The sequence below is a fragment of the Aliirhizobium sp. YIM B11859 genome (genome assembly GCF_057163345.1).
Genome location: NZ_JBXHAY010000011.1, coordinates 16205 through 39382, shown reverse-complemented (window position 1 = coordinate 39382; position 23178 = coordinate 16205). Strand labels below are relative to the sequence as shown.

Genomic DNA, 23178 nt, shown 5'->3' with positions numbered 1-23178 from the left:
GATCGTCATTGGGCGAAGGCTCCTGCATGTGCCGACAGGAATTGCCGGAGCCTTGGGGACGACGGATGGTCAAACATCGCATCGGGTTGGCCGTCTTCCTCGACGCGACCCCGATGGAGGAACAGGACCCGGTCTGACACCTGTCGGCAAAAGCCAAGCTCGTGAGTTACGATCAGCATCGTTCGCCCCTCTTCGGCAAGCGCACGGATCACTTTCAACACCTCGCCGACAAGCTCGGGATCAAGCGCTGATGTCGGCTCGTCGAAGAGCAGGATATCCGGTTCCATCGCCAATGCCCGCGCAATGGCGATGCGCTGCTGCTGACCTCCGGACAGATGGGAAGGATAGACGGACCGTTTGTCCGCCAACCCCACCTTTTCCAATAGAGCTTCGGCGCGCTCGACCGCCTCCTGTCGGGAAAGGCCACGGACCTGGGTCGGGGCCTCTATGATGTTGGCAAGTGCGGTCTTGTGAGGCCAGAGATTGAAATTCTGGAAGACCATTCCGACCCTGGCACGCAGGGCGTTGATCTGTCGTCGTCCGGCAAACCCCACCTGCATCTTGATGTGTTGCCCCGCGACCCAGACTTCCCCGCTGTTTGGAACGTCCAGGAAGTTGAGGCAGCGCAGGAACGTGCTTTTGCCCGATCCGCTACTGCCCAGTATCGAGATCACATCGCCGCACTGCGCGGTGAGCGAGACACCTTTCAGGACCTCGATGGGACCGAACCGTTTTTTCAGGTCGATGACCCGTAACGCCATATGCGCGTCCGTGGCGACCGGCGGAAATGTGCCGGCGGTGTGCTGAATATTCATGTGTGCCCCTCGGCCGTTTTTTCCGACGATGCGTCGGTAGCCGGTGGGATGCTTGCCGTTGGTTGATCTGCTTACACAATCTGATCCGGAAATCAGGCAGAGGCCGCCATCGGCCAGCTTGCGCGATAGGCGATCGGCGTCATGCCCGTCTCCCGGCGGAAGCTGTTTGAAAAATGGCCCGGATTGGAGAAGCCGCAAGACAGCGCGATCTCGGTAATTGGCGTCATGGTGTGACGGAGAAGGTCGCTGGCCCGTTCGATCCTGCGCCGGATTATGAACAAATGGGGTGAGCAACCCATCGTTTGTCGAAAGGCGCGGCAAAAGTGCGGAATGCTGACGCCGATCAGGCTCGAAAGAGCGGCGAGCGACAGATCTGTTGCAAGATTTTGATCGATCTCGCTGATGATCCGGTTGAGGTGGGCGGGGACGAGCCCGCCGGTCCTTGTCCGAGCACTGGGCACATAATTCTGGATGCGAAGGAGTTGCGCGAAGAGCGTTGCAACATATCCTTCAACAAGCATCGTGCTGACAGGGCTGCGATCGGACATTTCCACGCCAATAGCACGGGCCGCATTCATGATAACGGGATCTTCAAAGCCGAGATCCGGGGACAGCGGTGGCAGGGTTTGTGATCCGGATGCCAAATACAGATCCGAAACAAGAGTAGGGTTGATGGAGATCGAAAGGTATCCGGCCGTCGCGTCACCGACTTCCCAGCCGCTCCATTGGCAACCGGCCGGCACAAACAGAACCGCGCCTGGTTTACGCGGCTTGAAAGAGGTTCTTCGGCCGTCGAGGAAATATTCCCCCTGCTCCGAATTTCCCTGCAGGTTGAGGAGGACGATATGGCGATCAGACACAACGGATGTCTCCTCGCGGCCCAATCCGGTCCGTTTGACCAGTTCCGCCTGTGTCGCCCGCCATGACCGGGCTTTGCGGATATTGGTGCGGCAGGTCCCCTGTTTGAACGTCGATCCGCTTGCCTCGCCCTTCATCGATCGGCCCCCTTCTCGTCGACGATGGATGGGACTGAGGACAGTTCCTGCGCGAGCGCATCGATCAGCGCTGCCATTCTGCGGCGCGTCCGCGGCGGCAGCGCCAACACACTGTCAATCATCTGCCTGCCTTCGCGGCTTGCCAGGAAGGCAATTTGGAGACTGGGAGGAGATGGATCGTACTCGCCTGCCTCCCCGCTCCCCGGCAATCCGTCGAACAAACGGCTGACCGGGATGCCCATGAAAAGCGCGATCCCGTGCAGCATCGACGCGCTGATCCGGTTTCGAGCGCTTTCGTATTTCTGGATCTGCTGGACGCTCACGCCGACACCGGCGGCAAGCTGGGCTTGTGTCAGCCGCAACTCCAGGCGAAGAAGCGCCACACGGCGGCCGAAATGGAGGTCCGTGGCGTGGGCGGCCTCGCGATGAGGCGGGCAGAGCTGTCGCTCTTTCTGCGGGATTTTCCGGTGCTGCATTTCGCACTCCCCGGTTGAGAGAGTTTGTCGCGGTGCGTCCCCGCGAATGACTCACTGAACCTCCGAATGATCGGGGAGGTGGAAACTGTTCGTGAACAGTCCTATAGCCTTTAGTTCCGAGGAACCTGGACATACGCCACAGGCTCCCCGACCCGAAAGGTCAAGGAGTTTGATGCTGAACGACCAGCATCAGTCTCACGAAGGGGTTTCCACACCCCAAGACAGCACGGTACTGCCTCATCGCTTACATTAGTTGATAAGAGGTGGTTTCGCCAGTCCCTTGTGACGAGGGAGGTGCGACAATTGTGAATTAGATCAGCTTGTTAAAGCGGCGGCTTCCGGAGAAAACCGGCATTAACAGATCATCCCGCTGGCTTGCGGGAAGGGGACTTTGACAGCAGAGCGAGATTGCCCTTATCGAGCTCTTACCGTTGCAAGTGCCGTCGCCGCCGCGAGCAGCAGGACAGCGAACAGGAGGAACATTGTGGATGGTACGACGTCGTCGTCAAAGAACGACACCAGCCCGAACAGGATCAGCCCGATCGAAACGCCCGCGCAATGAAGCACACCTTTCGCGCGCCCCAATGTTTCGCCCGGAACTGCATCCTGGAGCATGACCTCGATTGTCACCCGTTCAAGATTGTATAGCGCTCCCGCGATCGCAAACACGACAAGGACCAAGGGAAAAGTCACAAATTTCAGCGCGCCAAAGGCCAGCGCCGTGAGAATGAAAAGGACCGTCTGCAGCACTGGAAGTCTGGAAATCCGCGCCATCGGGATAAGTAGGATCGCTCCCAGGATTGAGCCGGCAGACCAGGCACTTTCCAATCGCCCGAAATCAAGCGCGTTGCCGCGTAGCTCATCAAGCACATAGCCGGGGCCAAGGATGCTGACCAGCACCCCACCGCCGTAGAGCAGTGCATAGAGAGCAATAAGGCGAAGCAATTGGGCGTCGGCTCGCAGTGTCAGATCTGGCCCGCGGCCTCCCCGACATGCCGGCGCGCCCGACCGGTCTCGCGCAACCAGGCACATGCCGGTTGCCGAGACGGCAAAGACGATCGCAATCACGCAAAAGGTGACCGGTATCGTTGACGCGTGGAGCAGGAAACCGACTGCGATCGCGGCTGCCAGCCCTCCGGCCTGCATGAAGAAGAAGCAGAGCGAATTGGCGGTCCCCAGTGAAAAGTGCTTGTTTACTGACGGTATCATCGCCTGCGAGGCCGTCAGGGCGACCCGGTCGCAAGCGGCAAACGGTATTGCCGAGGTCCAGATCATCCAACGGATATCATAGAGTGTCAGGGCAGCGGACAGCAGCATCGCTGATGCAAAGCGGAGACACTCGGCAATAACAAAGACGCGACGCCTGTCGAACCGATCCGTCATCCACCCCGCGATGGGGCTGGTGAGCAGTTCGGTTACACTGATGATCGCAATGAAGACCGCGACTGCTGGATTGCCCTCGTCCGAAACAACGAGAAGCCATGCGCAGGCCAAAGCATAGCCACCGCGTCCAGCGGATGACGCGAACATGCTCACATAAAACCAGGCGAGCGGATACAAGCGCTGGCGGAGCCCGTCGATGTTGGCATGAAGGCTTTTGCGGACCATGGGTAACCGTTCGAGATTGGCTGGCCGCCCGCAACTACGCCCCCGGCAAGCCCCTGGCTTTCCATCGCGTGTCGCTTTTGTACGAAAGTGACAAAATCCTTAGGATTGACTTCAGCTCTTCCAGTTCTTTCGGTACTCGACCGGACTTAAACCAAACTCCCGGCGAAAAGCCCTGGCAAAATAGCTTGAACTGCCAAACCCGGTTTCCATGGCTACGTCGGTGGCCGACATCCCGGTTGCGCGCAAAAGATCCGCTGCCTGTTCCAGTTTCCGAAGACGTGCATATGCATGCGGCGTCTTCCCGGTGGACGTTTTGAAGGCACGGATGAAATGCCGGCGGCTGACGCCGGCCGTATGGGCAAGGTCTGCGAGCTGAGGGGGCTCGGTAAATGGGGCTTCGAGGATGGCCAGAGCGCGCTTTAGGTCAAATGACGACAGTCCGCCCTTCGCAAGCTCCAGGGTGCGCGCGTTGAGGCGAACGAGCTGGATAAGCGCCAGAGTTGCCTGGCTTTCAACCATGATCGGACTGACCCAGTCAGGGCTGATCACCTCCGCCGCGATCTGTTGCAGACATGTTTGGACGACGCGATCCCGAAAGCCTATGACCGGTTTTAGCCCCCGGACCGCAGTCGCGCCGATGATCCGTTCCGCAAACACCCGATCGAGGGACACCAAAAGATATGAGCCGACAGTATCGCCTTCGTCCCATCCTTTCCATTGGCTGTCGGCCGGCAGGAATACGATCGACCCTGGCCTTCGGGGCGTGAATGCGACCCTTTGCCCGTCAACGAAATCCTCGCCGATCGTGGCTTCTCCACGAAGATTGATGAGCAACACATGTCGGTCGGGGGTTAATCTCGTTTCCTGACGCAGGAGCCCCGTTCGCCTCACGAAATCGGCCTTTATCATTCCCCAGTCTTCGTGCTTGTGCATCAGCGTTTGAGCCTGTGCCCGGCGGACCTGATCGAGCTTGAAACGGTAACCTTTCCTCAAATCGGGGAACCTCGCGCGTGGTGGACTGGTCTGACGCGGAAGTTATCGTCATCACAAGTTGTCGGACAATGTGTCAATAACCCGCGGTAGGTCGATGATGGCACTTTTGTGACAAGACGTCTCTCCAGTGAAAGCGTCCGGAAATTGGACATCCTAGCTTGGCCGGGCACGCCGAAAAAGCTGATCGGTCGGGCGCGCATATGAAGCGCAAACGAATTTCCGATCCCCCGAAGGCGTCGCACCTGTTTTCATTTGAGTAGGTGTATTGCCATGCAAGATTTTAGCGAATTCTTCGAGGAATGCGACCGCGGGCCACGATTGAACCAACTCACCGGCTTCTTCACTTCAACGGCGGCAGGCAAGAGTGGGATGCCGCTGAGAAAGCCGACTGTCGACATGAGGCTTATGCCTCATGATATCCTGCTCCAGAATTTCATCGAACTGCATTCCCGCCGCCAGGGTTTTTTCGACCAGCATTATCTCGCCAGCATTCCCTATCGCATCGAGGAGGAATGCCGCATGGCCCATGCCATCCTCAGATATAGCCAGCTGATTTCTGGTCAGTTGTTGCTCTACAGCCTCGGGACTGCCGAAGGCACCATGGCGAGAACCCTATCGGAGATCACCAGCGGGAAAATTCGAACCCTCTCCTGCAGCCCGAATGAGGACAATTACAAGTGCTTCATGGCGTTCGGTGAGCCTGTTGGCGCTAGCTTTTTCCTCGGCCCGTTCCACAGGTTGACGAAAGATCGTCTGCGCTCGGATGCCACCCTCGCGTGTTTCGCCGACGGGTTCGATTTCGTTTTTGAAGATACGACATTTCAGATGTATTCGCCCAACCGGCGCAAACAGGTCGAGTTCGTTTCGCAGCATTTGCGGCCCGATGGCATCTTCCTCAGCCTGGAGAAGTTTCGGTCAGCGGATCCCGACGCCTACCGGGCTCGTGAATTCCAGAAAGATCACGGTTTCAAGGCGCATTATTTCGGCCCCGAGGAGATCGCACGCAAAACCACGCTTGTCCTCAATACGATGCACGAATGCGAGGTCACTCTGGTGGAGATGGCCGACGCAATCTATGCGCAGTTTGCGCATTGTGTCGTGACGTGGAGCTGCGGAAATTTCTACAGTCTTGCCGCCAGCAACAGCGAGGAAAAGCTGCGCCAATATTTGATGGCAATGGTTCAGCCCGCTCTGCCCGCTGAATATGTCTATGCGCCCGCGCCTTACACAGACTTGGCCAGTTGGGTGAAACGCCAGCCTTCGTCGTCTGATTAGACCACCGGCGTCGGCAGACGCTTTTCCAACCTTGATTGCAATCTCTCAGCGCCCAATGCCCTGGCAGGATCCCTGCTGGAAAGTCGACAGTTGTGCCTGTCGATCAGCGCTGCAACTGGGATGTTCAAATTGAATAGGCTGTTTGATCAACTGGTGGAACGCATATCGCTTGTGCAGGACCACGCTTCCGCAAACGACATACTTGCGGATTTTGCGCGAAAAGCGGGTTTCAAGGCATATGCCTATCTCGTTCGGCGTGCGACGGTAAAGACTGTCATCACCAATCTCGCTGTCGAATGGGTGCAGACCTACCGGAAAAGGGGCTATCACAGGATCGATCCTGTTCTCTTCAAGATCCGGGAGCGTCCTGAAGGGTTTTCGTGGAGCTATGGAGCGCACCATCGTTCGAAACGGACCCGTCAGTTTGTGTTGGAAGCAGCACAATACGGTATTCGATCCGGAATATCCGTGCCGACAATATTGGATTTGGTCACTACGCTGTGCTGACGTTGATTTCGGATCAGGCGGATCCCTCGTCCAAGGGACGTTTCGATCCGGTTTCCGCCGCAGCCGCTGTGGGACAAGTTCATTCACGACTGAACAGTTTGTACGAGCCGGTTTCTCTGGACACCATCAATCTCAAGCAAAGCGAATTGAGATGTTTGCGATGGTCGGCTGAGGGGAAATCGATGCGTGCAATCGCAATTCTGGAAGATCTTAGTTATGGGACCATTTGTTTCCATCTGAGGAATGCAAAACAGTCTCTGGGAGCGACGTCACTTTCCCAGGCAACAGCCGTTGCAACATCCCTGCACCTAATCTGACTATGTTTGTCCGGAAGTCAGCGCCGTTGCTGGATGAACTCTGCCACTCCAGTCGTTTTGGTGTGTGGCCCTGGCTAACCGCGATAAAGCCCCGGGAAGATGATGTCCTGATCAACCAGTACATTGAATTTGTAGCCCTGCCGTATCCGAATGGTCGGCTGGACATTCAGGTTTTTAGAGATGGTCTGCTCTGCCGCCCTTCCGAAGGTTTCGGCAAAGTTTCGACGCGCGGCATCCGAGGCGGTGTCCTGCGTCGCAAGCGTCGAGCTTTGAGGCACAGCCATATCGATACCAGTCCCGATCATGGCAACGAGTGTCGCGGAACCGAATGTTCTCCACAGATGCCGATCGACCTTGTCCTTGAAGCCTGCATAACCTTCAGAATCCGTGCCGGCCATTCCGCCTATCTGCAACGTTGAACCGTTCGGGAATATAAGGTCCGTCCACACAACCAGAACCCGCTCTTGTCCGAACGACACTTTCGAGTCGTATCGACCGAACAGTTTGGTGCCTTGTGGAATGAGAAGACGATGTCCTGTCGCGCTGTCATAGATGTTCTGGCTCACTTGCGCAGAAATCCGGCCCGGAAGGTCAGAGTCCAAGCCGGTAATCAGTGTTGCCGGGATGACTGAACCGCGCTTCAGCTCGTACTGAGACATTGGCGGGACGACTTTGTATGGCAAATAGCCCAGATCCTTGATGTCCTGATTGAAAAAATCCTCCTTTGACGCTTGTCCGTTTGGATCGGCGTTTTGTCCCTGCAGTCCCGCTTTCATCGCCGCAGCGTAGAGATCAGACCTGCTCGTCGCGGAGCTTGATGGCGCATTTCCGGCCGCAGACGCTTTCACATCCTGCTGGATCTCGGAGACATCGATTTTGAGTGGGGAATCGAGAGCCGTTGCCTGAGCTTGCAGTCGCGCCATGCGCTGCCGATTTTTCTCCCGCAGGGCCTGCTCTTCCTGTTCGCGCGTCAGCCGTTCCTTCCATGCATCCTCCGGTTCCAATGCAGCGTTTCGCTGCGGCCGATCAATGGTCGCCGGTCGCTGCGTGATCTGTGCTCCAGTCTCTGACGGCGGAGGGATCGGCGCTGGCTGAAAAACCTCCCGATCCTGCGTGTCGCCAATAATGGCGTCACTGACGCCGCGCTTCAGCTGCTCGCCGAATGACGTGGCGGGTGAATTCAAGGCGTTGTCGATGCCATTGTCTCGGTTGAGCGCCAAACCGCGCCAGGAAAGACCGATGACGACCACGCCAATGAAGATGACTATGAAGACGATCGCCGTGACAACCGGTAGCCGGTTCAGGCGACGCATGCCACCTTCGCCACCATCTTGATTGGACGAGCCGAGTTGCAGCGATTGCACCAAGGTGGGCCTCCTAATTCCGTTGCAAGATAGAAAGAGGGCTTGCCGGCACGGCACCCGTGCTGGACGGAGTGTAAGCGCGGCCGAGCGCGATTGCCGATGTCGAGACCTGGGCCAACAACTGGCCGTCGACAGCTTGAAGCGAATAAGCCAGCTTGATCGCCGCGCCACCTTTCGTGCCACCGTCTGGCACGACGGTGTAACCCCAGCCTTTCAGTGCTGCTTCAAGAGCCACCGCGAAGTCTGACTTGTCGACACCCAGGCGGATTGCCGTTGTCGCAGGCGGCACCTGCTCAGCTAGGCGGCTCGCCAGATCGCCTGCGATCGCACTTGCCGTTAAGCTGGAAATTGCGACCGGTGTTGAGCCGACGGACAGATCGCCATCGCTGGTCTGGCATCCTGCCACCATCAATGTCACAGCAAGAAGCAGGTAGCGTACGCGCATGATCACCCTCCCCTTCTGATGGTGATCTTTTGCTGATGCCAACCCACCCCGGAGACGAGGATGGCCTTGTCGACGGCATAGTCGACGATCATCATGTCGTCCTTCATGCGGTAATTGACGATCCGGTTCTGGCCGCCGGAAACAACGAAGAGGACCGGTGCATCCTGGCCGCTGATCGAGCGCGGAAACTGGATGTAGGTCTTTTGGCCATCGGAGTAGACCCGCTTGGGTTTCCAAGAAGCGCTGCCGCTGACTGCGTAGGAGAAATTCAGACGGTCGGGAGAGCCGCCGACATTGCCGCCTGCCTCAAGCCTGGAATTGATGTCCGCCAGTTTTGTCGAGGCGTCTTCGGGATATTCGAACCCGACCCGCGCCATATATTGGGTTGGATGCGATTTGAGCTGGAGGTGATAGGTTCGGCGCGATGTGGTGACCACCATGGATGTCACCAATGCTGCCTCTGCGGGCTTGATCACGAGATGGATTGCCTGCCCGTTGGCCGCGCCCGATGTGGCCGGTTCGACCTTCCAGCGAACCGAGTCACCCACAAGCACGTCACGAACGATCTCCCCGCCTTGAAGCTCGATATCGCAGACTTGCAATGGTGAGCAGACGACCGACGGCTGCGTCTCGCCAAAGAGGAAGATGACTTTACCATCCGCGCCTCGCGTGACGAGCCCTGTCGACCCGCGCCACTTCTGCGACAGAGCTGTGCCCTTCGCCTCCTTGGAAGTCATACCCTGCATATCCGCCGCGGCGGCGAGCGATACCGCCGACAGCCAGGTCGTGGCCGCCAATAGTCCAATCCTGCGCATGTGAAGTCCCCTGCTCTTAAAGCTGTGCAGTCCAATCGATGTCGCGAATGTAGAGGCCGATCGGGTTGAGCCGGATGGTTGCCTCGTCCTGCGGTGCGGTCAGCGCGACCGTCGCAATCCCACGAAACCGGCTGGTTCCGGTTTCCTTGCCTTTTCGGTCGCGCTCATACTCGGTCCAATCGATCTGATAAGTCTGGTTCGACAGCGCCACGATATTGTTGACTTCGATGGCAACAGTCGAAGATCTCGCCTTCTCGAAGGGTGAGTTGGCGCGAAACCAGGAATTGATCTTCTCTGTCGATGGATCCGGCGTTCGAAGCAGCGCATAGGTTCGGTCGATATATTGCTTCTGCACGACCGCGTCCGGCGTGATGCTGCGGAACGTCGTGACGAAATTGCTAAGCGTGGCACGCACCACGCGCGCATCAGCATATTCGATCTGTTGAGGAAAGCCGGCGTTGACGGCATTCCCCAATTTGTCGACCTCGATCACGTAAGGAACCAGCTTCACTTGCGAGCTGAGGTAAAGCGCATATCCGAACCCGATCACCGCCATGGTCAGACCGAGAACACCGACATTGCGCCAAGCGGCGGCGGCCTTGACGTAGCTGCCATACCGTTCGGACCATTCCTGGCGGGCGGCAAGATAAGGGTTTTCTGGGGCGCGGTTTGCGGCCATTGATGTATCTACTCCTGAAAATTACAGATCCTTCCGCTGTGGCGGCGGGACATGGTGGCCGGCGCGGCCCTGGTCGAGCTTGGCATTTGCAAGCCCGAGGATGGAACCGGCATAGGAGCCGGGGGATCCAATCGCCTTCTCCTTGGCGGCCGAGCCCGTCGCCCTGCCAACGGTACTTGCTCCCTCGGCCATGCCCTTCAACACAGCGCCGGCCACTGACGACCCCGCCGCACGCGCTGCCTGCCCTGCAGCGAAGCCAGCGCCCATCGCTCCCGTCGCGAGAAAGCCGGCACCGGCCGTAAAGGATGCCGCCTGGCCCCCATGTCGCATCGCTTCCATGCCGCCGGAGACGGAAACGCCTTGCACGACACCCTGCATGATGTTCGGCACGTAGATAGAGATGATAAAGACGACGACAGCGATGCCGGAAATTGCAAGCGCCGTCTGGAACTGATCGCCGAGTTCAGGTTCGTCGGCGAGGCCAATCAACACCTCGGAACCGATCTTCGCGATCATTACCAGCGCCATCAGCTTCATGCCCACCGAAAAGGCATAGACAAGATAACGGATGGCGAAGTCCTTGGTGTAGGACGAGCCGCCCAGACCCAGCATGATCATGCCGGCCAGAAGGCCGATATGCATTTCCACCATGACCGAAACAAAGATCGCTGCAACCAACGAGAAAGAGATCAAGGTAACGATCATGGCAAAGACCGCCGCGATCGCGAGAGCATTGTCCTCGAAAACACCAAACTGCGCCTTCTCCGACATCTTGGATGCAACCGAAAGACCGGCGTTGAAGACGTCGGCGGGAGAAGCTGTTCCGCCACCCGCACCGAGCTGGAACAGACTGTCGACCACGGCTTTCGCAAAGGTCGGGCCCTGCGTCATGACAAAGAGAAAGAAGCCGACGAACATGATGCGGCGGACGATTTCGGCAAACCAGCTGTCCAGCGATGCAGTCTGAAGAGCAAGCCAGACGGCGGCAATGGCGATTTCGATCGTCGCGAGGATCCAGAACAATGACCTGGCCGCGTCCATGACGGTGGTCTCCCACCCCTTGGCGGCCGTCGAGATCTGGCTCTGTAGTGACGTCAGCACGGCCCCCTGTTGCGCGTGCGCAGCTTCCTGGATGACAAGGACGATCGCAATGGCCACACCCGTGACCGAAAGTATCCGGATGGTGATGTCCTTCGAGCCGGTCATCAGTCCGGCCTCATCGTCTGGCCGCCTGATATCGGAGACTGCCTTGGAGTTGCAGAGAAATCGAACCGGCGTTGCTCGCCTGCCCGGTTCTCCGAAACGAACGGCCAAGACGCTGCAGCACCAAGGGCAATGATGCCGATAAGCAAAGTCAGGATGAGTCTCGTCTTCACCATTCGATTTTCATTTCCTCACCGCCCGACGTCGGTGGCGCCGTCGATTTGAAAAATTGCTCTCGTCGAGCCTGGGCGAGGTCCCTGTCTGTTTGCGTCGTCTGCAACCAGGTACCCATCAAGGTCATCTGTTGAGAAACAAGACCGCGCAGCTTTTGCATTTGGGCGACTTGCTGGGCGGCGATCTCATGGCCGACCTGAAGCGCCTTCATCTGTCCGTCTGCGGTCTCCGACATCGAGCGCAACCGGCTCATGGTGCTTTCCTCGCTGTCGAACTGATCCGCCGTCAGCCCGGCGACGGACAGCGTGCCGGAGATCGTATCCCGATTGGTGTCAGACCAGCTTTGATAGGTGGCCGCAAAGCTGTCGTTGCTCGGCAGATTGGTTTTCAGGTCGCCATAGCTCTTGAAACGTTGCTTCAGAATATCGTCGGCATTGGCCATTGAGAACGATATGCCCTGGGCCTGTTTCACCACACTGGTCAACTGATTGAGGTCACTTTCGATCTCGCCCCAGGCATGGGTCGGCAACTGGGCGGTGTTCTGCAGCATGTTTTGATAGATGTTCAGCTGGTTCTGTATCTGCTCGGCCAACTGGGTGATCTGGGTAATCTGATTCTGGATTTGCTCGCCGGACTGGCCAACGAGCGAAACGAGCTCGCCATTGTTTAACAACTGGGTCCATTCCGTGGCTGCACCTGTCGCCGTCCCGGCATTTGCCGTGGAAACGGATAGCAAGCCGACAACCGTGGCGGAGAGGAATGCCAGCCGTTTAGGCGTTGCCTGTCGATAGGACATCGTTCACTCCTCTCTGATGAAGCCAATGTGCCGGCCATGCGGCACCATGCTCGCCGCGCAGCCGAGCGATTTGCTTCAGATCCTCTTTGCCCGACGCGCCGACGAAACTGAGTGCGACAGGTCCCAGTGACATGTCGAACAGACGTCGGCCATCGGGGGTGGCAACGTAGTAGTCGCGCTTTGGGATCGCCGTTGCGACGATCTCGATCTGCCGCTCGTTGAAGCCGATCCGCTCATAGAATTCCCGCGTACCGATCTCGCGTGCTGCGCCATTCGGAAGGCAGATCTTGGTTGGGCAGGATTCCTTCAGCACGTCGATAATGCCCGAGCGCTCCGCGTCGGAAATTGATTGTGTTGCGAGAACCACGGCACAATTGGCCTTGCGCAACACCTTCAACCATTCACGGATCTTGTCGCGAAAGACGGGATGTCCGAGCATCAGCCACGCCTCGTCGAGAAGGATCAGGCTGGGCGAACCGTCGAGCCGCTTCTCGATCCGGCGGAAGAGATAAGTCAGGACGGGCACAAGATTGCGCTCGCCCATCCCCATCAGTTGCTCGACCTCGAAGGTCTGAAAGGCGTGCAGTGATAGCCCATCCTGTTCGGCATCCAGCAGATGCCCCATCGGACCGTCGACCGTGTAGTGATGCAGGGCATCCTTGATCTCGCGCATTTGGACGCCGGAGACGAAGTCCGACAGCGAACGCCCATTTGACTGCGCCATCAGCATGATCTGGCGCGAGATGGCGTTGCGGTGGTCGGGCGTGACTGTCACCCCCTGGATCCTAACGAGGGATTCGATCCATTCGGACGCCCAGGCCCGGTCCTCGTCCGTCGACAGTTCGCAAAGCGGGCAGAAGGCTAACGGCGCCCCCTCCCCTTCCCGCTCGCCACCGATCTCGTAGTGATCGCCACCAGCCGCCATGGTCAAGGGCTGGATCGACCGGCCCTTGTCGAAGGCAAAGATCTGGGCGTGTTCGTAGCGTCGAAACTGTGCCGCGATCAGCGCCAGCAATGTGGACTTGCCCGAACCTGTCGGGCCGAAGATCAAGGTATGCCCGACGTCGTCAGTATGAAGGTTGAGGCGGAACGGTGTTGATCCGCTTGCGACCTGCATGAGCGGCGGTGAATGCACTGGATAGAAGGGGCAAGGCGCAAACGGGTTTCCCGACCAGACCGAGTTGAGCGGAACGAGATCGGAAAGATTGCTGGTGTTGATCAGCGGTTCGCGGATGTTGCAATACCAGTTTCCCGGCAGGCTGCCGAGATAGGCGTCGGTCGCGTTCAGCGTTTCGATGCGGGCGCCAAACCCTTCTGCCTGGATCAGCCGCCGAATGGCCTCGGCCTTTTCCTGCAGCGCGCCCCGGTCCTCATCGAAAAGAATAATCACCGGCGTGTAATACCCGTAAGCCACCAACTGGGAGGAAGCCTGTGCAATTGCATCCTCCGTCTCGCCCACCATGGTCATGGCGTCTTGATCCACGGAGCGGGACTGGGTCTGGAAAAGCTGGTCGAAAAACGGGCGCACCTTCTGTTGCCATTTCTTGCGGGTCCGTTCGAGCTTCTGCCGTGCTTCCTCTGCGTCGAGGAAGATAAAACGTGACGACCAGCGATAGGTAAGTGGCATCAGGTCGAGGCTGTTGAGGATCCCCGGCCAGCTTTCTGCCGGCAGTCCGTCGATCGCAACGACACTGAGGAAACGGCTCTCGACACGTGGTGTAAGGCCATGGTCCAGCTCGGCCGTTGCGACCCAGTCCAGATACATGGCGGCATCCGGCAGACGCACTGGATGGTTCTCGCCTGTGATGCAGAAGCGGACAAATTGTAAAAGCTCGTCGTAGCGGCCGATACGCTCCCCTCCCCTCTCCGGCGTCGCGACCGTCTGCATGCGGTGGATCGAAATCGTATTCGCCAAATATTGCTCGATTTCCCGTATCGCGTTCTTGAACATCAACAGGGCGGTGTCGGCATAAGAGCGCTTCCGGCTTTCCTGGTCGGAATAGATGTACTTGCTTAACGACGACCCCTTCGATTCGAGGGGCCGGTAGGTGAGGATGATCGCGTGCTTGCTTTCGAAATGGCCCTGCTCGCGGGCGAAATGAGCACGCCGTTCATCATCGATGGCACGGGTGACCGGATCTGCGAAGTGGGATCGATCCTGCGTCGGATAATCGATCGTCGGGATGCGGACCGCGTCGACCTGGATGATCCAGCCGGACCCCATTCGTGCCAGAACCGCATTGATCTGTCGGGAAAGTTCATTGCGCTCCAGATCGGTCGCGCTTTCGCTATCGGGCCCGGCGAAATACCAGCCTGCCATCAGACTTCCGTCCTTTAAGAGCATGATGCCGTTGTCGATCAGTCCCGCATACGGCACGAGATCGGCAAAGGACGGTCCAGTTGCGCGGAAACGTTTGAGGGTAACCATCATCGTTCCTCAATAACGGCGCCACGGCGCGCTCGTCGGTTTGTAATGAGACCTGTACGAGATGTGGCGGATATAGACGCTGCGCATCAGCGGATCCGACTTCGCCATGATGCGCAGCATTCCGACGATGAAAATCCAGAGTGCCACGCCGAGAATGGCAGAATAGACAGTCAGCACAACAAAAATCAGGATGATCGAGGCAAGCCCAGTGATCAGAACAAGTTCCCGGTCCGCACCCAGCAACAGGTTCGGCCGAGACAGGGCACGGTGGATCCGATTACGCTGAAGGTTGGATTGTTGGCTAACCATTAGCCTTCTCCCGTCCGCTGGCTGTCCATCGATCCTGCGCCTGCAGCGGGGTTCCGATGGACGCACCAGTTGCTCCGAAAAGGCCGACAATGGTTGTTGCGCCGAGGAGAATGCCGGCGACAAGGACGACATAGATCAGCCGCCGCGCGAAATCGTTGAGCTCACCGCCGAAGATCAGCATACCGCCGGCGATCGCAACGGCTGCAAGAGCAATATAGCCGGCAACCGGCCCTGTAATCGATTCCTGTATCTGCTCGAGCGGCCCTTCCCACGGCAAGCTTCCCCCGGAACTGGCCAAAGCCGGCGTCGCGAAAGCGAGAGCGATCAGCGCAAGTCCGGTGCGCCTTGTAATCATTCCATTAAGCCGCATTTCGGGACCCCTCTGCGTAGGATTCGGTCTGGTACTGCCCGCAGGCAAAGCGCGTAACCTGCAGGATGTCGTTCACGCGGCGGCCCCTCGGCGTTCTCTCGATCGAGATGATAAGGTCGACGGCGTCGCCGATGATGCTGTTCATAGGCTGCTGGCTCGCCTCGGCCGTGAGTTGCTCCAACCGCTGCAAGGCGGAGTTGGCGGTATTCGAATGGATCGTGCAGAGCCCGCCAGGATGGCCGGTATTCCAGGCCTTGAGCAACGTGAGCGCTGCGCCATCGCGAACCTCGCCGACAATGATACGGTCGGGACGAAGCCGCATGGTGCTCTTTAATAGCCGGGACATGTCGACCTCATCGGTCGCATGAAGCGCGATCGAATTGCTGGCCGCGCAACGGATTTCGGCCGTATCTTCCAAGATCACCAGCCGATCTTCTGGCGCGTGATCAACGATCTCGGCAATGATCGCGTTCGCAAGGGTCGTCTTGCCGGATCCCGTCCCCCCGCAAACGACGATATTGAGCCGGGACCGGACTGCATTACGGATCACCGATGCTTGCTCGGACGACATGATCTTTTGCGCGACATAGCCGTCCAAGGGGATGAGTTGCGAGGCGCGACGCCTGATCGTGAAAGATGGTGCAGAAACGATAGGCGGGAGCAATCCTTCGAACCGATGGCCCCCGATCGGCAATTCACCGGAGACAATGGGATGCTGGTCATCGACTTCAGAATCAAGGACATGGGCAACACTACCGATGACGATCTCAGCTGCGCTCGCTGACATGTTTCCGGCGGCGGCAATGCCATGGCCCAGACGTTCGATGAAAAGCTTCCCGTCTGGGTTCAGCATGACTTCCACGACGGTCTGATCACCAAGCGCAGCGCAGATCTGATCGCCCAATGCTTCTTCGAGTTTCCGGATAAGTCTTGGGAGAGAGGGAGCGTTGTTCATCTACCGCCCTCCCCTACGCCTGCGCAGACAAGGGGGCTTGGCGTGTGAATAGTGCGTGGTTGTGGTTATCGTTCATCTGGCGACGATCCTCAGTCGAGTGGGCACCCGAGGAGGTTTGCGACGTGTCGATCCTGCGATCTACTAGCAAAACTGCTAGCGGGTGATTCTCCCAGGCCTCTGACGTCATGCAGGTTTGGGGGCTATAGGGACGCCGGCCAAACTAGCAGAAGTGTTAGTGCCCAATTTTATCCGCTTCTTCAAAACTTCGGATAAGAAACTGATAATGTTGCGTAAACCGGGGTGGTGCGCGAAATTTCAACCGTCTGACGACCCGGCGTTAAGATCTGGTTAACCCTAAATCTCTTGCGGCAATCTCAGAATCGTGGCGTAGCTTGTCGGGCAGTGGCCGATAAAACGAGTGTTGGCCGACAAGAGGATGCGATGGCGCTAGGAAAGCAAGTGATGAACGACGATCCCCAAGGCGAAGACGCCGCAGGCAAGATTGTACGTCATGCGGCGATGCTGTCCAATCAGCTTCAGCAGTTGCGCGCGCGCATGTATCCGCCCAAGGCCGAAAAAAGCCTTCGTTACTTCATGACCAATGAAGTTTCCAAACTCACGTCCATCCCCGACTCGACGCTGAAGTTGATGTCCAATGAAGGCCGCGGGCCAGTTCCGACGCGCCTTGAAAATAACCATCGTGCCTACACGCTGTCGCAGATCAACGAGCTTCGCGCGGTTTTCGCCGAAGTGAAACCCGCTGACGCACTGAAGTTTCTTCCCCATCGTCGCAAAGGCGAGCATCTCCAGGTCCTTGCCGTCTCGAATTTCAAGGGCGGGAGTGCCAAGACCACGACCAGCGTGCATCTGGCGCAATACTTGGCACTGCACGGCTACCGCGTTCTGGCAATCGATCTCGACCCTCAGGCATCGTTGTCGGCGATGTTCGGCTCACAGCCAGAGGTGGACGTACAGGCCAATGAGACCGTTTACGCGGCCTTGCGCTTCGATGATAAAGAGCGCCGGCCGATCCGCGATATTATTCGCAAGACCTATTTCGACGGCATCGACCTCATACCTGGCAATCTCGAGGTCATGGAGTTCGAACACGAAACACCAAGGGTGCTGGCACAGCGATCCGTTGGCGGCGGCGGTGTCTTCTTCGAACGTTTGCGTGTCGCACTCGACGAAGTCGACAGCGACTATGACGTCGTCATTCTGGACACGCCACCGTCGCTCGGATTCTTGACGCTTGCCGCCATCTATGCTGCAACCGGCATGATCGTCACTGTTCATCCGGCCATGCTCGACGTTGCATCGATGAGCCAGTTTCTTCTGATGATGGGCGACCTTATCCAGGTTCTCAATGAAAACGGCGCTCACCTCAAACAGGACTTCTTCCACTACCTGATCACCCGACACGATCCCAATGACCAACCCCAGTCTCAGGTGGTTGCCATGCTCCGACACCTGTTCGGCCCGGATGTGCTTATGCCGACTGCGATCGAGAGCACAGCTGTTGAAGCCGCCGGCCTCGCCAAGCGCAGCCTCTATGAATTGGAGATGGGGCAGATCGGCCGCGACACGCAAAAGCGCGCCCGCGACGCGATGGATGCAGTCAATGAAGCCATTCTCGAACTGATCAAAACCAGCTGGGGACGCAAATGAGCAAGCCGGCACGCAAATCACTGATCGCAAGTTTCGGAGCCCTGGCGGCCGACATCAAAACCGATAACTTCAATTCGTCGGTCAAAGAGACAGACGAGCCCTCCCCGCCCCTCACACCGAGAGTGGGTGCGGGCGTGATCGGTGCAACGCAGCGCGCCATCAGTGAGATACGAGACGAGCGTGATCAGCTTCGGGCGTTGCTTGATGCCGGCACCTCTGGCGCGCGCCAGCTCGATGCAGGTTTAATCGATCCGTCTCCATACCCGGACCGGCTTGCCGACGATAACGACGCCGAATTCATTCTGTTTCGCCAGACGTTTGAAGAGGAAGGCCAGAAAGTCCCGATCCAGGTGAGGCCTCATCCATCCGCGGATGGGCGTTACCAGGTAATCTATGGCCATCGCCGGCTTCGAGCCGCTCAGGAGCTCGGCCGCCCGGTTCAAGCGCTGATCATGGAGATGAGCGACCATGACCTTGTCGTCTCGCAAGGCATCGAGAATTCGAGCCGCCAGGATCTCTCATGGATCGAGCGCGCAATTTTTGCCGCACGCATGGCCAAGGCAGAAATCAGGTCGCGCGATATAAAAGCTGCACTTGGTATCGACGATGCCGAACTCGCGAAAATGCGGTCGGTCACGAGGGTCATTCCGGACGATCTGATCGAGGCAGTCGGCAGGGCTCCGAAAGTTGGACGCCCGCGTTGGCTCGAACTTGCGGCTATGCTTGAGGAAAGTGATGCTGTGAAAGCTGCCGCCGTTACCTTGTCAGCTGACAAGGTTTTGGGCCTTTCATCGGACGAACGGTTTAAAACGCTTCTTGCAAGCGTCAAATCACCGAAGAAGACAAAAACCGGAAACGTCGACGAGCTAAGAGATGATTCCGGTCGACTGTTCGGCAGAGTTCGCTCGGCCAGAAAGGAAATCCGCATCGTTCTCGAACGTGCAGAAGGCGAGGATTTTGCCGCTTTCCTGACGGAAGAGATGCCGGGGCTTATCAAGAAGTTCGCTGGGCGTACTGAGTGAACACGAGCCTTGTCCGCGGACAAGATTTCAATCGCAGCCAATGAAAAGGACGACACAGAAAAAGAAAAAGGCCCCCAAACGACGCATCGTGGAAGCCTCTCTCAGATCTTAAGCAAATCGAGAATCGCACTTCCCGGAATCACAGTCAAGAGTCTTGGCGCCGTTTAGGTGAGCGGATTTCTTTTTCCTACTGAAGGAAGAGAGAAATGCAGACTGGAAGTGTGACGACGCCCTTTGGGCGGCGGCCGATGACGCTTGCCTTGGTCAAAGCCCAAGTCAACGCTACGGAAATTCGCCCAGGTAAATCTGTCGATAAATGGAAAGTTTATAGAGACGCTTGCGAGGCAAGAGAGTTTCTGGGGCTGCGAGACCGTGCGCTTGCGGTACTGAACGCCCTACTGTCTTTTTATCCCGAGACGGATCTATGCCATGGCGTGAACCTGACGGTCTTTCCCTCCAATGCTCAATTGATCGCGCGGGCCAACGGCATCGCGGGTACGACCCTGAGAGAAAATCTCGCGGTCCTCGTCGAGGCGGGACTGATCAATCGTCATGATAGTCCCAACGGCAAACGGTACGTGCGGCGCGACAGGGAGGGCACCATCCAGACAGCTTACGGCTTCAGTCTGATGCCATTGCTTGCGCGCGCCGAGGAGTTGGCTCTCATGGCCCAAAGGGTGGCCGAACAGGCGCAACATCTCAAAGTCATCAAGGAACGAACGACGATTACGCGAAGAGATGTTCGCAAGCTGATCTCCGCGGCCATTGAAGAAGGCGCTTCAGGCAATTGGAATGCTATGGAAGAGATGTATGTCCGCGTCGTCGGCAGGCTTCGCCATGCCAAATCCGCAAGCGATTACGAAGCAATACTCGATGAGCTGGTCCTTTTGCGCGAAGGTGTAGTCAACTTGTTGGAAAGTCAGCTTCTTTCTGGAAAAACCGGCAGCAATGACAACGAAAACCGTCAGCACATACAGAATTCAAAAACCGAATCTTACGCTGAACTTGAACCTTGCTCCGAAAAGGAGCCAGAGGAGACATTTGAGCGGATCATAAGGGGAGGGAGTGAGCCGCTTAAGGCATTCCCGTTAGGATTGGTTTTACGAGCTTGCCCGGAGGTGGTGGCGTACGCACCTGGCGGAATTGTTCGAAATTGGCGGGATTTGATGTCCGCAGCAATCGTTGTTCGGTCGATGCTGGGCGTCAGTGCGTCTGCGTATCAGGATGCCTGCGAGGTGATGGGGGCTGAAAACGCGGCGACTGCGATGGCGGCGATATTGGAGCGCGCCGGGCACATAAATTCGGCCGGCGGATATTTAAGGGATTTAACCCTGAGGACCAAAGGTGGGCAGTTCTCTCTCGGTCCGATGTTGATGGCTTTGCTCCGCTCTAATTCTGGTGATGCGCGACGGGAGGGCGAAAACCTTGTCAGCTGACAAGGTTTTCGATAACCGATGACGTACCCAGGGATCAGAAGTTGATCGCGCTTGTCTCAGATGCTTGGCGTTTTGTGAAAGTGGAGACAATCGTTGGTTTCGTCAAAGGGCTAGCGAGACCCATGCCACACGGCGGTTTCCCTTTCATCGGTGGCAAATTTTTTCTTTGCTGCAAGTGGCGGCGGCTACCACGATGGTCGATCACACTATTTCGAGACGGCTTCCGCTGATGGGGTCTGACACAACCGCGGAATGGGGGACTGTCAATGAAGATCATATCGCTCAACGCTTGGGGTGGGAAATTGTGCCCATTATTGAACGACTACATCAGGCAAGAGACCCCTGAAGTGTTGTGCCTGCAAGAGGTCGTTCACACTCCATCTACCCAATCGGAGTGGCTCGATTATCGCGACAATGATCATAAGCTGCGACAGCGCGCCAATCTATTTCGCGAGGTCGCTTCAATGCTTCCAACACACAACGCAGTTTTCTGTCCGGCCGCTCAGGGCTTGCTTTGGGACGGTAAGCGCTCCGTGCCGTCCCAATGGGGATTAGCAACCTTCGTTCACAAGTCCCTGTCGATGATTGCCCAGTCCCAAGGCTTCGTACACAAGACCTTCTCGCCGCATGGTTATGGCGATCATCCGAGATCTCGCAGTGCGCATGTTGTTCGGGTTTATGACTTTCGGTCTGAGAGAGCGGTCTGCATCGCGCATATGCATGGCCTCCGGGATCTGGGCGGAAAGCATGATACGCCTGAACGCCGTCAGCAGGCTGAAAGGCTCTCGACCCTTGTGAAGCAAGTTGCCGTCGACAAGGAAGCGCTTATCGTCTGCGGCGACTTCAATGTTGAGCCTGACAGTGAAACATTCGATGTCCTCGGACGCCTAGGGCTGACGGACATGGTCGTCAGAAAAGGTTTTACCGGGACCCGTACGTCGCATTATCGTAAGGCGGGACGGTTTGCCGACTATATGCTGGTCAATGAGTACGTTAACGTCGCTGAGTTCGCAGTGGTCACCGAGCCTGAAGTATCAGACCACTGCCCGCTTCGGCTGATAATCGATTGAGCGGGCGGATCATCGCCGTTACGATCGGCCACTGCCATCGGATGGTTGGTGAAGATCGAGAACGTTGGCCAAAGATGAGAGCTATCGTCGTCCGGGCCGCCAAATACTGCTACGGAGACCGTCATTGGTCGTGTCGGGCTCCAATGAACGGGGTCTTCGACGGCATGACGACGGCGACAGCGATGTTTCGCAAGCGGCAACCATCGGCCTTCTTGAAGCTTTGCAAAACTTGGCGGGTCCGAACAGCTGAATAGCCACTGTTGACCCTTGGCTTGGGCCGGAAAGCAGGCGATGCTGGAACAAGTTGGACCAGGTCTGGCGACCCTCAGTCAGCTTTGTAATCATCAAGCAAGTGCAGCCAATGCACAGGAGTTAATGGGTTCGCAGCGTGCTTAACGGGCGAAATCAAGTGTCGAAACTGAAGCTGAGCTTTGCACAAAGCTCGGGATGCTGATGGCGCGTTCGAACGAGCTGTTCGTCGACGACGTTTCTCGCGCTGCCTTGGATGAGGTCTGCCAGTGCACCCAACTCATATTGTCGGGTCGCTAAAGTGATCCTGCGGGAGATCGCGGATTTTTCGAGCGGCCTGATGTTTACCTGATGCCGCTCCGGTGTTTCTCTGAGAAGCAGAAGCGAGGGAACAAGTGCCCATCCGAAGCCGTGGGCCACCATCATCAGCACGGCGTCCAGACTTCCGAATGTAGCGGCAGGCGTGATATCGATCTTGAGGCGTGACAGATAGGCGGATGTCAATCGGCCGAAACCTGAATCCTTGTGCGCCGCAACCATCGGCACGCCGTTCGCCAATTCGACGAGCGACAGGTGGCTGAGAAGAGGAGGGGTGATCAAGACGACGGACTCGGTCATCAGGTGGAATTTCGTTGCGCCGTCCCGGCGTTCGTCATCTTCAAGCACGATCAGCGCCGAAAGTTCGCGTGCATAGAAGCGTTCCCAAAGCTCGGCATTGCTGCCGCTGGCGACTGTCCAGGAATGGGAGTTTGCTGCGAGCTGTTCGACGAGATTGGTGGCAAACCAGTTTCCAAGCGTTTCGATGAGACCGATACCCAGATGTGCATGCCTGACCTGGCCTTTGGTCCTCAGTTCCTGGTTGATGCCGCTTGCATCCTGCAGCAGGCGCTGACCGCGATTGAACAATTGCGTTCCAAGCACGGTGGGTTTCAGGGGGCGCGCCGAACGGTCGAATAGCGTGATCCCCATCCGCTTTTCCAATCTGCGGATCAGATGCGATACGGCGGATTCCGTCAGGCCAAGGCGCTTGGCGGCTTCGGTCATGCTGCCCGTCTCGCATACGGCAATGAACGCATCGAGATCGGCTAAGTCGAAATCACGGAAGATTTGCATGGAAATCGTAGTCCCAAAAAATAGGCAGACGCCGAGCCACTATGCAGACAGAATGAATTGATTTCAATATAGCTGGTTTTATCCGACATGAAAGCC

General features: G+C 57.4%; 24 protein-coding genes. 7 read left to right on the top strand and 17 right to left on the bottom strand.

Features of this window, described 5'->3' with window-relative positions:
- Positions 1 to 5 precede the first annotated feature (5 nt).
- The 6 genes from AC2GXZ_RS28385 to AC2GXZ_RS28360 form a co-directional block, all read right to left on the bottom strand.
- Positions 6 to 815: an ABC transporter ATP-binding protein gene (locus tag AC2GXZ_RS28385; RefSeq protein WP_483762610.1), complete on the bottom strand. Its 810-nt coding sequence runs from the start codon at positions 813 to 815 to the stop codon at positions 6 to 8.
- Between the two features lie 92 nt (positions 816 to 907).
- Entirely contained in the window at positions 908 to 1810 is a 903-nt protein-coding gene (locus AC2GXZ_RS28380) for a helix-turn-helix domain-containing protein (RefSeq protein ID WP_483762609.1), read from the bottom strand.
- Positions 1807 to 2286 (bottom strand): helix-turn-helix domain-containing protein, encoded by a 480-nt coding sequence (locus tag AC2GXZ_RS28375; RefSeq protein ID WP_483762608.1) that lies wholly within the window; start codon positions 2284 to 2286, stop codon positions 1807 to 1809. Before AC2GXZ_RS28375 ends, AC2GXZ_RS28380 begins: the two co-directional genes overlap by 4 nt.
- Before the next feature lie 414 nt (positions 2287 to 2700).
- On the bottom strand, positions 2701 to 3894 hold the full coding sequence (locus tag AC2GXZ_RS28370) for an MFS transporter (protein WP_483762607.1): 1194 nt from the start codon (positions 3892 to 3894) through the stop codon (positions 2701 to 2703).
- Positions 3895 to 4005: 111 nt separating this feature from the next.
- A complete protein-coding gene (locus tag AC2GXZ_RS28365; protein WP_483762662.1) occupies positions 4006 to 4566 on the bottom strand; it encodes a helix-turn-helix domain-containing protein in 561 nt (186 codons plus the stop codon).
- A 666-nt stretch (positions 4567 to 5232) separates the two neighbouring features.
- Positions 5233 to 5415, bottom strand: a complete 183-nt coding sequence (locus AC2GXZ_RS28360; protein ID WP_483762606.1) for a hypothetical protein — start codon at positions 5413 to 5415, stop codon at positions 5233 to 5235.
- Between AC2GXZ_RS28360 and AC2GXZ_RS28355 the strand changes: the two genes are divergently transcribed.
- From AC2GXZ_RS28355 to AC2GXZ_RS28345, 3 genes are all read left to right on the top strand, one after another.
- A complete protein-coding gene (locus AC2GXZ_RS28355) occupies positions 5407 to 6162 on the top strand; it encodes a class I SAM-dependent methyltransferase (protein WP_483762605.1) in 756 nt (251 codons plus the stop codon). The genes AC2GXZ_RS28360 and AC2GXZ_RS28355 overlap by 9 nt on opposite strands.
- A 90-nt stretch (positions 6163 to 6252) precedes the next feature.
- Positions 6253 to 6669, top strand: coding sequence for an autoinducer binding domain-containing protein (locus tag AC2GXZ_RS28350; protein WP_483762604.1), 417 nt, complete (start codon positions 6253 to 6255; stop codon positions 6667 to 6669).
- A complete protein-coding gene (locus tag AC2GXZ_RS28345; protein WP_483762603.1) occupies positions 6663 to 6986 on the top strand; it encodes a LuxR C-terminal-related transcriptional regulator in 324 nt (107 codons plus the stop codon). The genes AC2GXZ_RS28350 and AC2GXZ_RS28345 overlap by 7 nt, the downstream gene beginning before the upstream one ends.
- Positions 6987 to 7060: 74 nt before the next feature.
- Here the strand turns inward: AC2GXZ_RS28345 and trbI are convergent, their stop codons facing one another.
- The 10 genes from trbI to trbB all read right to left on the bottom strand — a co-directional run bounded on the left by trbI (position 7061) and on the right by trbB (position 16524).
- Complete coding sequence (trbI, locus tag AC2GXZ_RS28340; protein ID WP_483762602.1) at positions 7061 to 8353, bottom strand: IncP-type conjugal transfer protein TrbI; 1293 nt, start codon at positions 8351 to 8353, stop codon at positions 7061 to 7063.
- Between the two features lie 10 nt (positions 8354 to 8363).
- Positions 8364 to 8795, bottom strand: coding sequence for a conjugal transfer protein TrbH (trbH, locus tag AC2GXZ_RS28335; protein WP_483762601.1), 432 nt, complete (start codon positions 8793 to 8795; stop codon positions 8364 to 8366).
- A gap of 2 nt (positions 8796 to 8797) precedes the next feature.
- On the bottom strand, positions 8798 to 9610 hold the full coding sequence (gene trbG, locus AC2GXZ_RS28330; RefSeq protein WP_483762600.1) for a P-type conjugative transfer protein TrbG: 813 nt from the start codon (positions 9608 to 9610) through the stop codon (positions 8798 to 8800).
- A 16-nt stretch (positions 9611 to 9626) separates the two neighbouring features.
- Positions 9627 to 10289 (bottom strand): conjugal transfer protein TrbF, encoded by a 663-nt coding sequence (locus AC2GXZ_RS28325; protein WP_483762599.1) that lies wholly within the window; start codon positions 10287 to 10289, stop codon positions 9627 to 9629.
- A 21-nt stretch (positions 10290 to 10310) separates the two neighbouring features.
- Positions 10311 to 11495, bottom strand: coding sequence for a P-type conjugative transfer protein TrbL (gene trbL, locus AC2GXZ_RS28320; protein WP_483762598.1), 1185 nt, complete (start codon positions 11493 to 11495; stop codon positions 10311 to 10313).
- 166 nt (positions 11496 to 11661) lie between these two features.
- Positions 11662 to 12462, bottom strand: coding sequence for a P-type conjugative transfer protein TrbJ (trbJ, locus tag AC2GXZ_RS28315; protein ID WP_483762597.1), 801 nt, complete (start codon positions 12460 to 12462; stop codon positions 11662 to 11664).
- Complete coding sequence (locus AC2GXZ_RS28310) at positions 12437 to 14890, bottom strand: conjugal transfer protein TrbE (RefSeq protein WP_483762596.1); 2454 nt, start codon at positions 14888 to 14890, stop codon at positions 12437 to 12439. Before AC2GXZ_RS28310 ends, trbJ begins: the two co-directional genes overlap by 26 nt.
- A 9-nt stretch (positions 14891 to 14899) precedes the next feature.
- A complete protein-coding gene (locus tag AC2GXZ_RS28305) occupies positions 14900 to 15199 on the bottom strand; it encodes a conjugal transfer protein TrbD (protein ID WP_483762595.1) in 300 nt (99 codons plus the stop codon).
- Positions 15192 to 15569 (bottom strand): TrbC/VirB2 family protein, encoded by a 378-nt coding sequence (locus AC2GXZ_RS28300; RefSeq protein WP_483762594.1) that lies wholly within the window; start codon positions 15567 to 15569, stop codon positions 15192 to 15194. Before AC2GXZ_RS28300 ends, AC2GXZ_RS28305 begins: the two co-directional genes overlap by 8 nt.
- Positions 15559 to 16524 carry a P-type conjugative transfer ATPase TrbB gene (trbB, locus tag AC2GXZ_RS28295; protein WP_483762593.1) on the bottom strand — a complete coding sequence of 322 codons (966 nt, stop codon included), beginning with the start codon at positions 16522 to 16524 and terminating at the stop codon, positions 15559 to 15561. The genes AC2GXZ_RS28300 and trbB overlap by 11 nt, the downstream gene beginning before the upstream one ends.
- Before the next feature lie 462 nt (positions 16525 to 16986).
- On the opposite strand from trbB, the gene repA reads away from it, so the two are divergent.
- The 4 genes from repA (at position 16987) to AC2GXZ_RS28275 (ending at position 21720) form a co-directional block, all read left to right on the top strand.
- Positions 16987 to 18192 carry a plasmid partitioning protein RepA gene (gene repA / locus AC2GXZ_RS28290; protein ID WP_483762592.1) on the top strand — a complete coding sequence of 402 codons (1206 nt, stop codon included), beginning with the start codon at positions 16987 to 16989 and terminating at the stop codon, positions 18190 to 18192.
- A complete protein-coding gene (gene repB, locus AC2GXZ_RS28285) occupies positions 18189 to 19214 on the top strand; it encodes a plasmid partitioning protein RepB (RefSeq protein WP_483762591.1) in 1026 nt (341 codons plus the stop codon). The genes repA and repB overlap by 4 nt, the downstream gene beginning before the upstream one ends.
- Positions 19215 to 19420: 206 nt before the next feature.
- Positions 19421 to 20650, top strand: coding sequence for a plasmid replication protein RepC (repC, locus tag AC2GXZ_RS28280; RefSeq protein WP_483762590.1), 1230 nt, complete (start codon positions 19421 to 19423; stop codon positions 20648 to 20650).
- 266 nt (positions 20651 to 20916) lie between these two features.
- On the top strand, positions 20917 to 21720 hold the full coding sequence (locus AC2GXZ_RS28275; RefSeq protein WP_483762589.1) for an endonuclease/exonuclease/phosphatase family protein: 804 nt from the start codon (positions 20917 to 20919) through the stop codon (positions 21718 to 21720).
- Positions 21721 to 22125: 405 nt separating this feature from the next.
- Here the strand turns inward: AC2GXZ_RS28275 and AC2GXZ_RS28270 are convergent, their stop codons facing one another.
- The gene (locus tag AC2GXZ_RS28270; protein WP_483762588.1) at positions 22126 to 23082 is read right to left on the bottom strand and encodes a LysR family transcriptional regulator; all 957 of its coding nucleotides are present in this window, start codon (positions 23080 to 23082) and stop codon (positions 22126 to 22128) included.
- Positions 23083 to 23178: the final 96 nt, after the last annotated feature.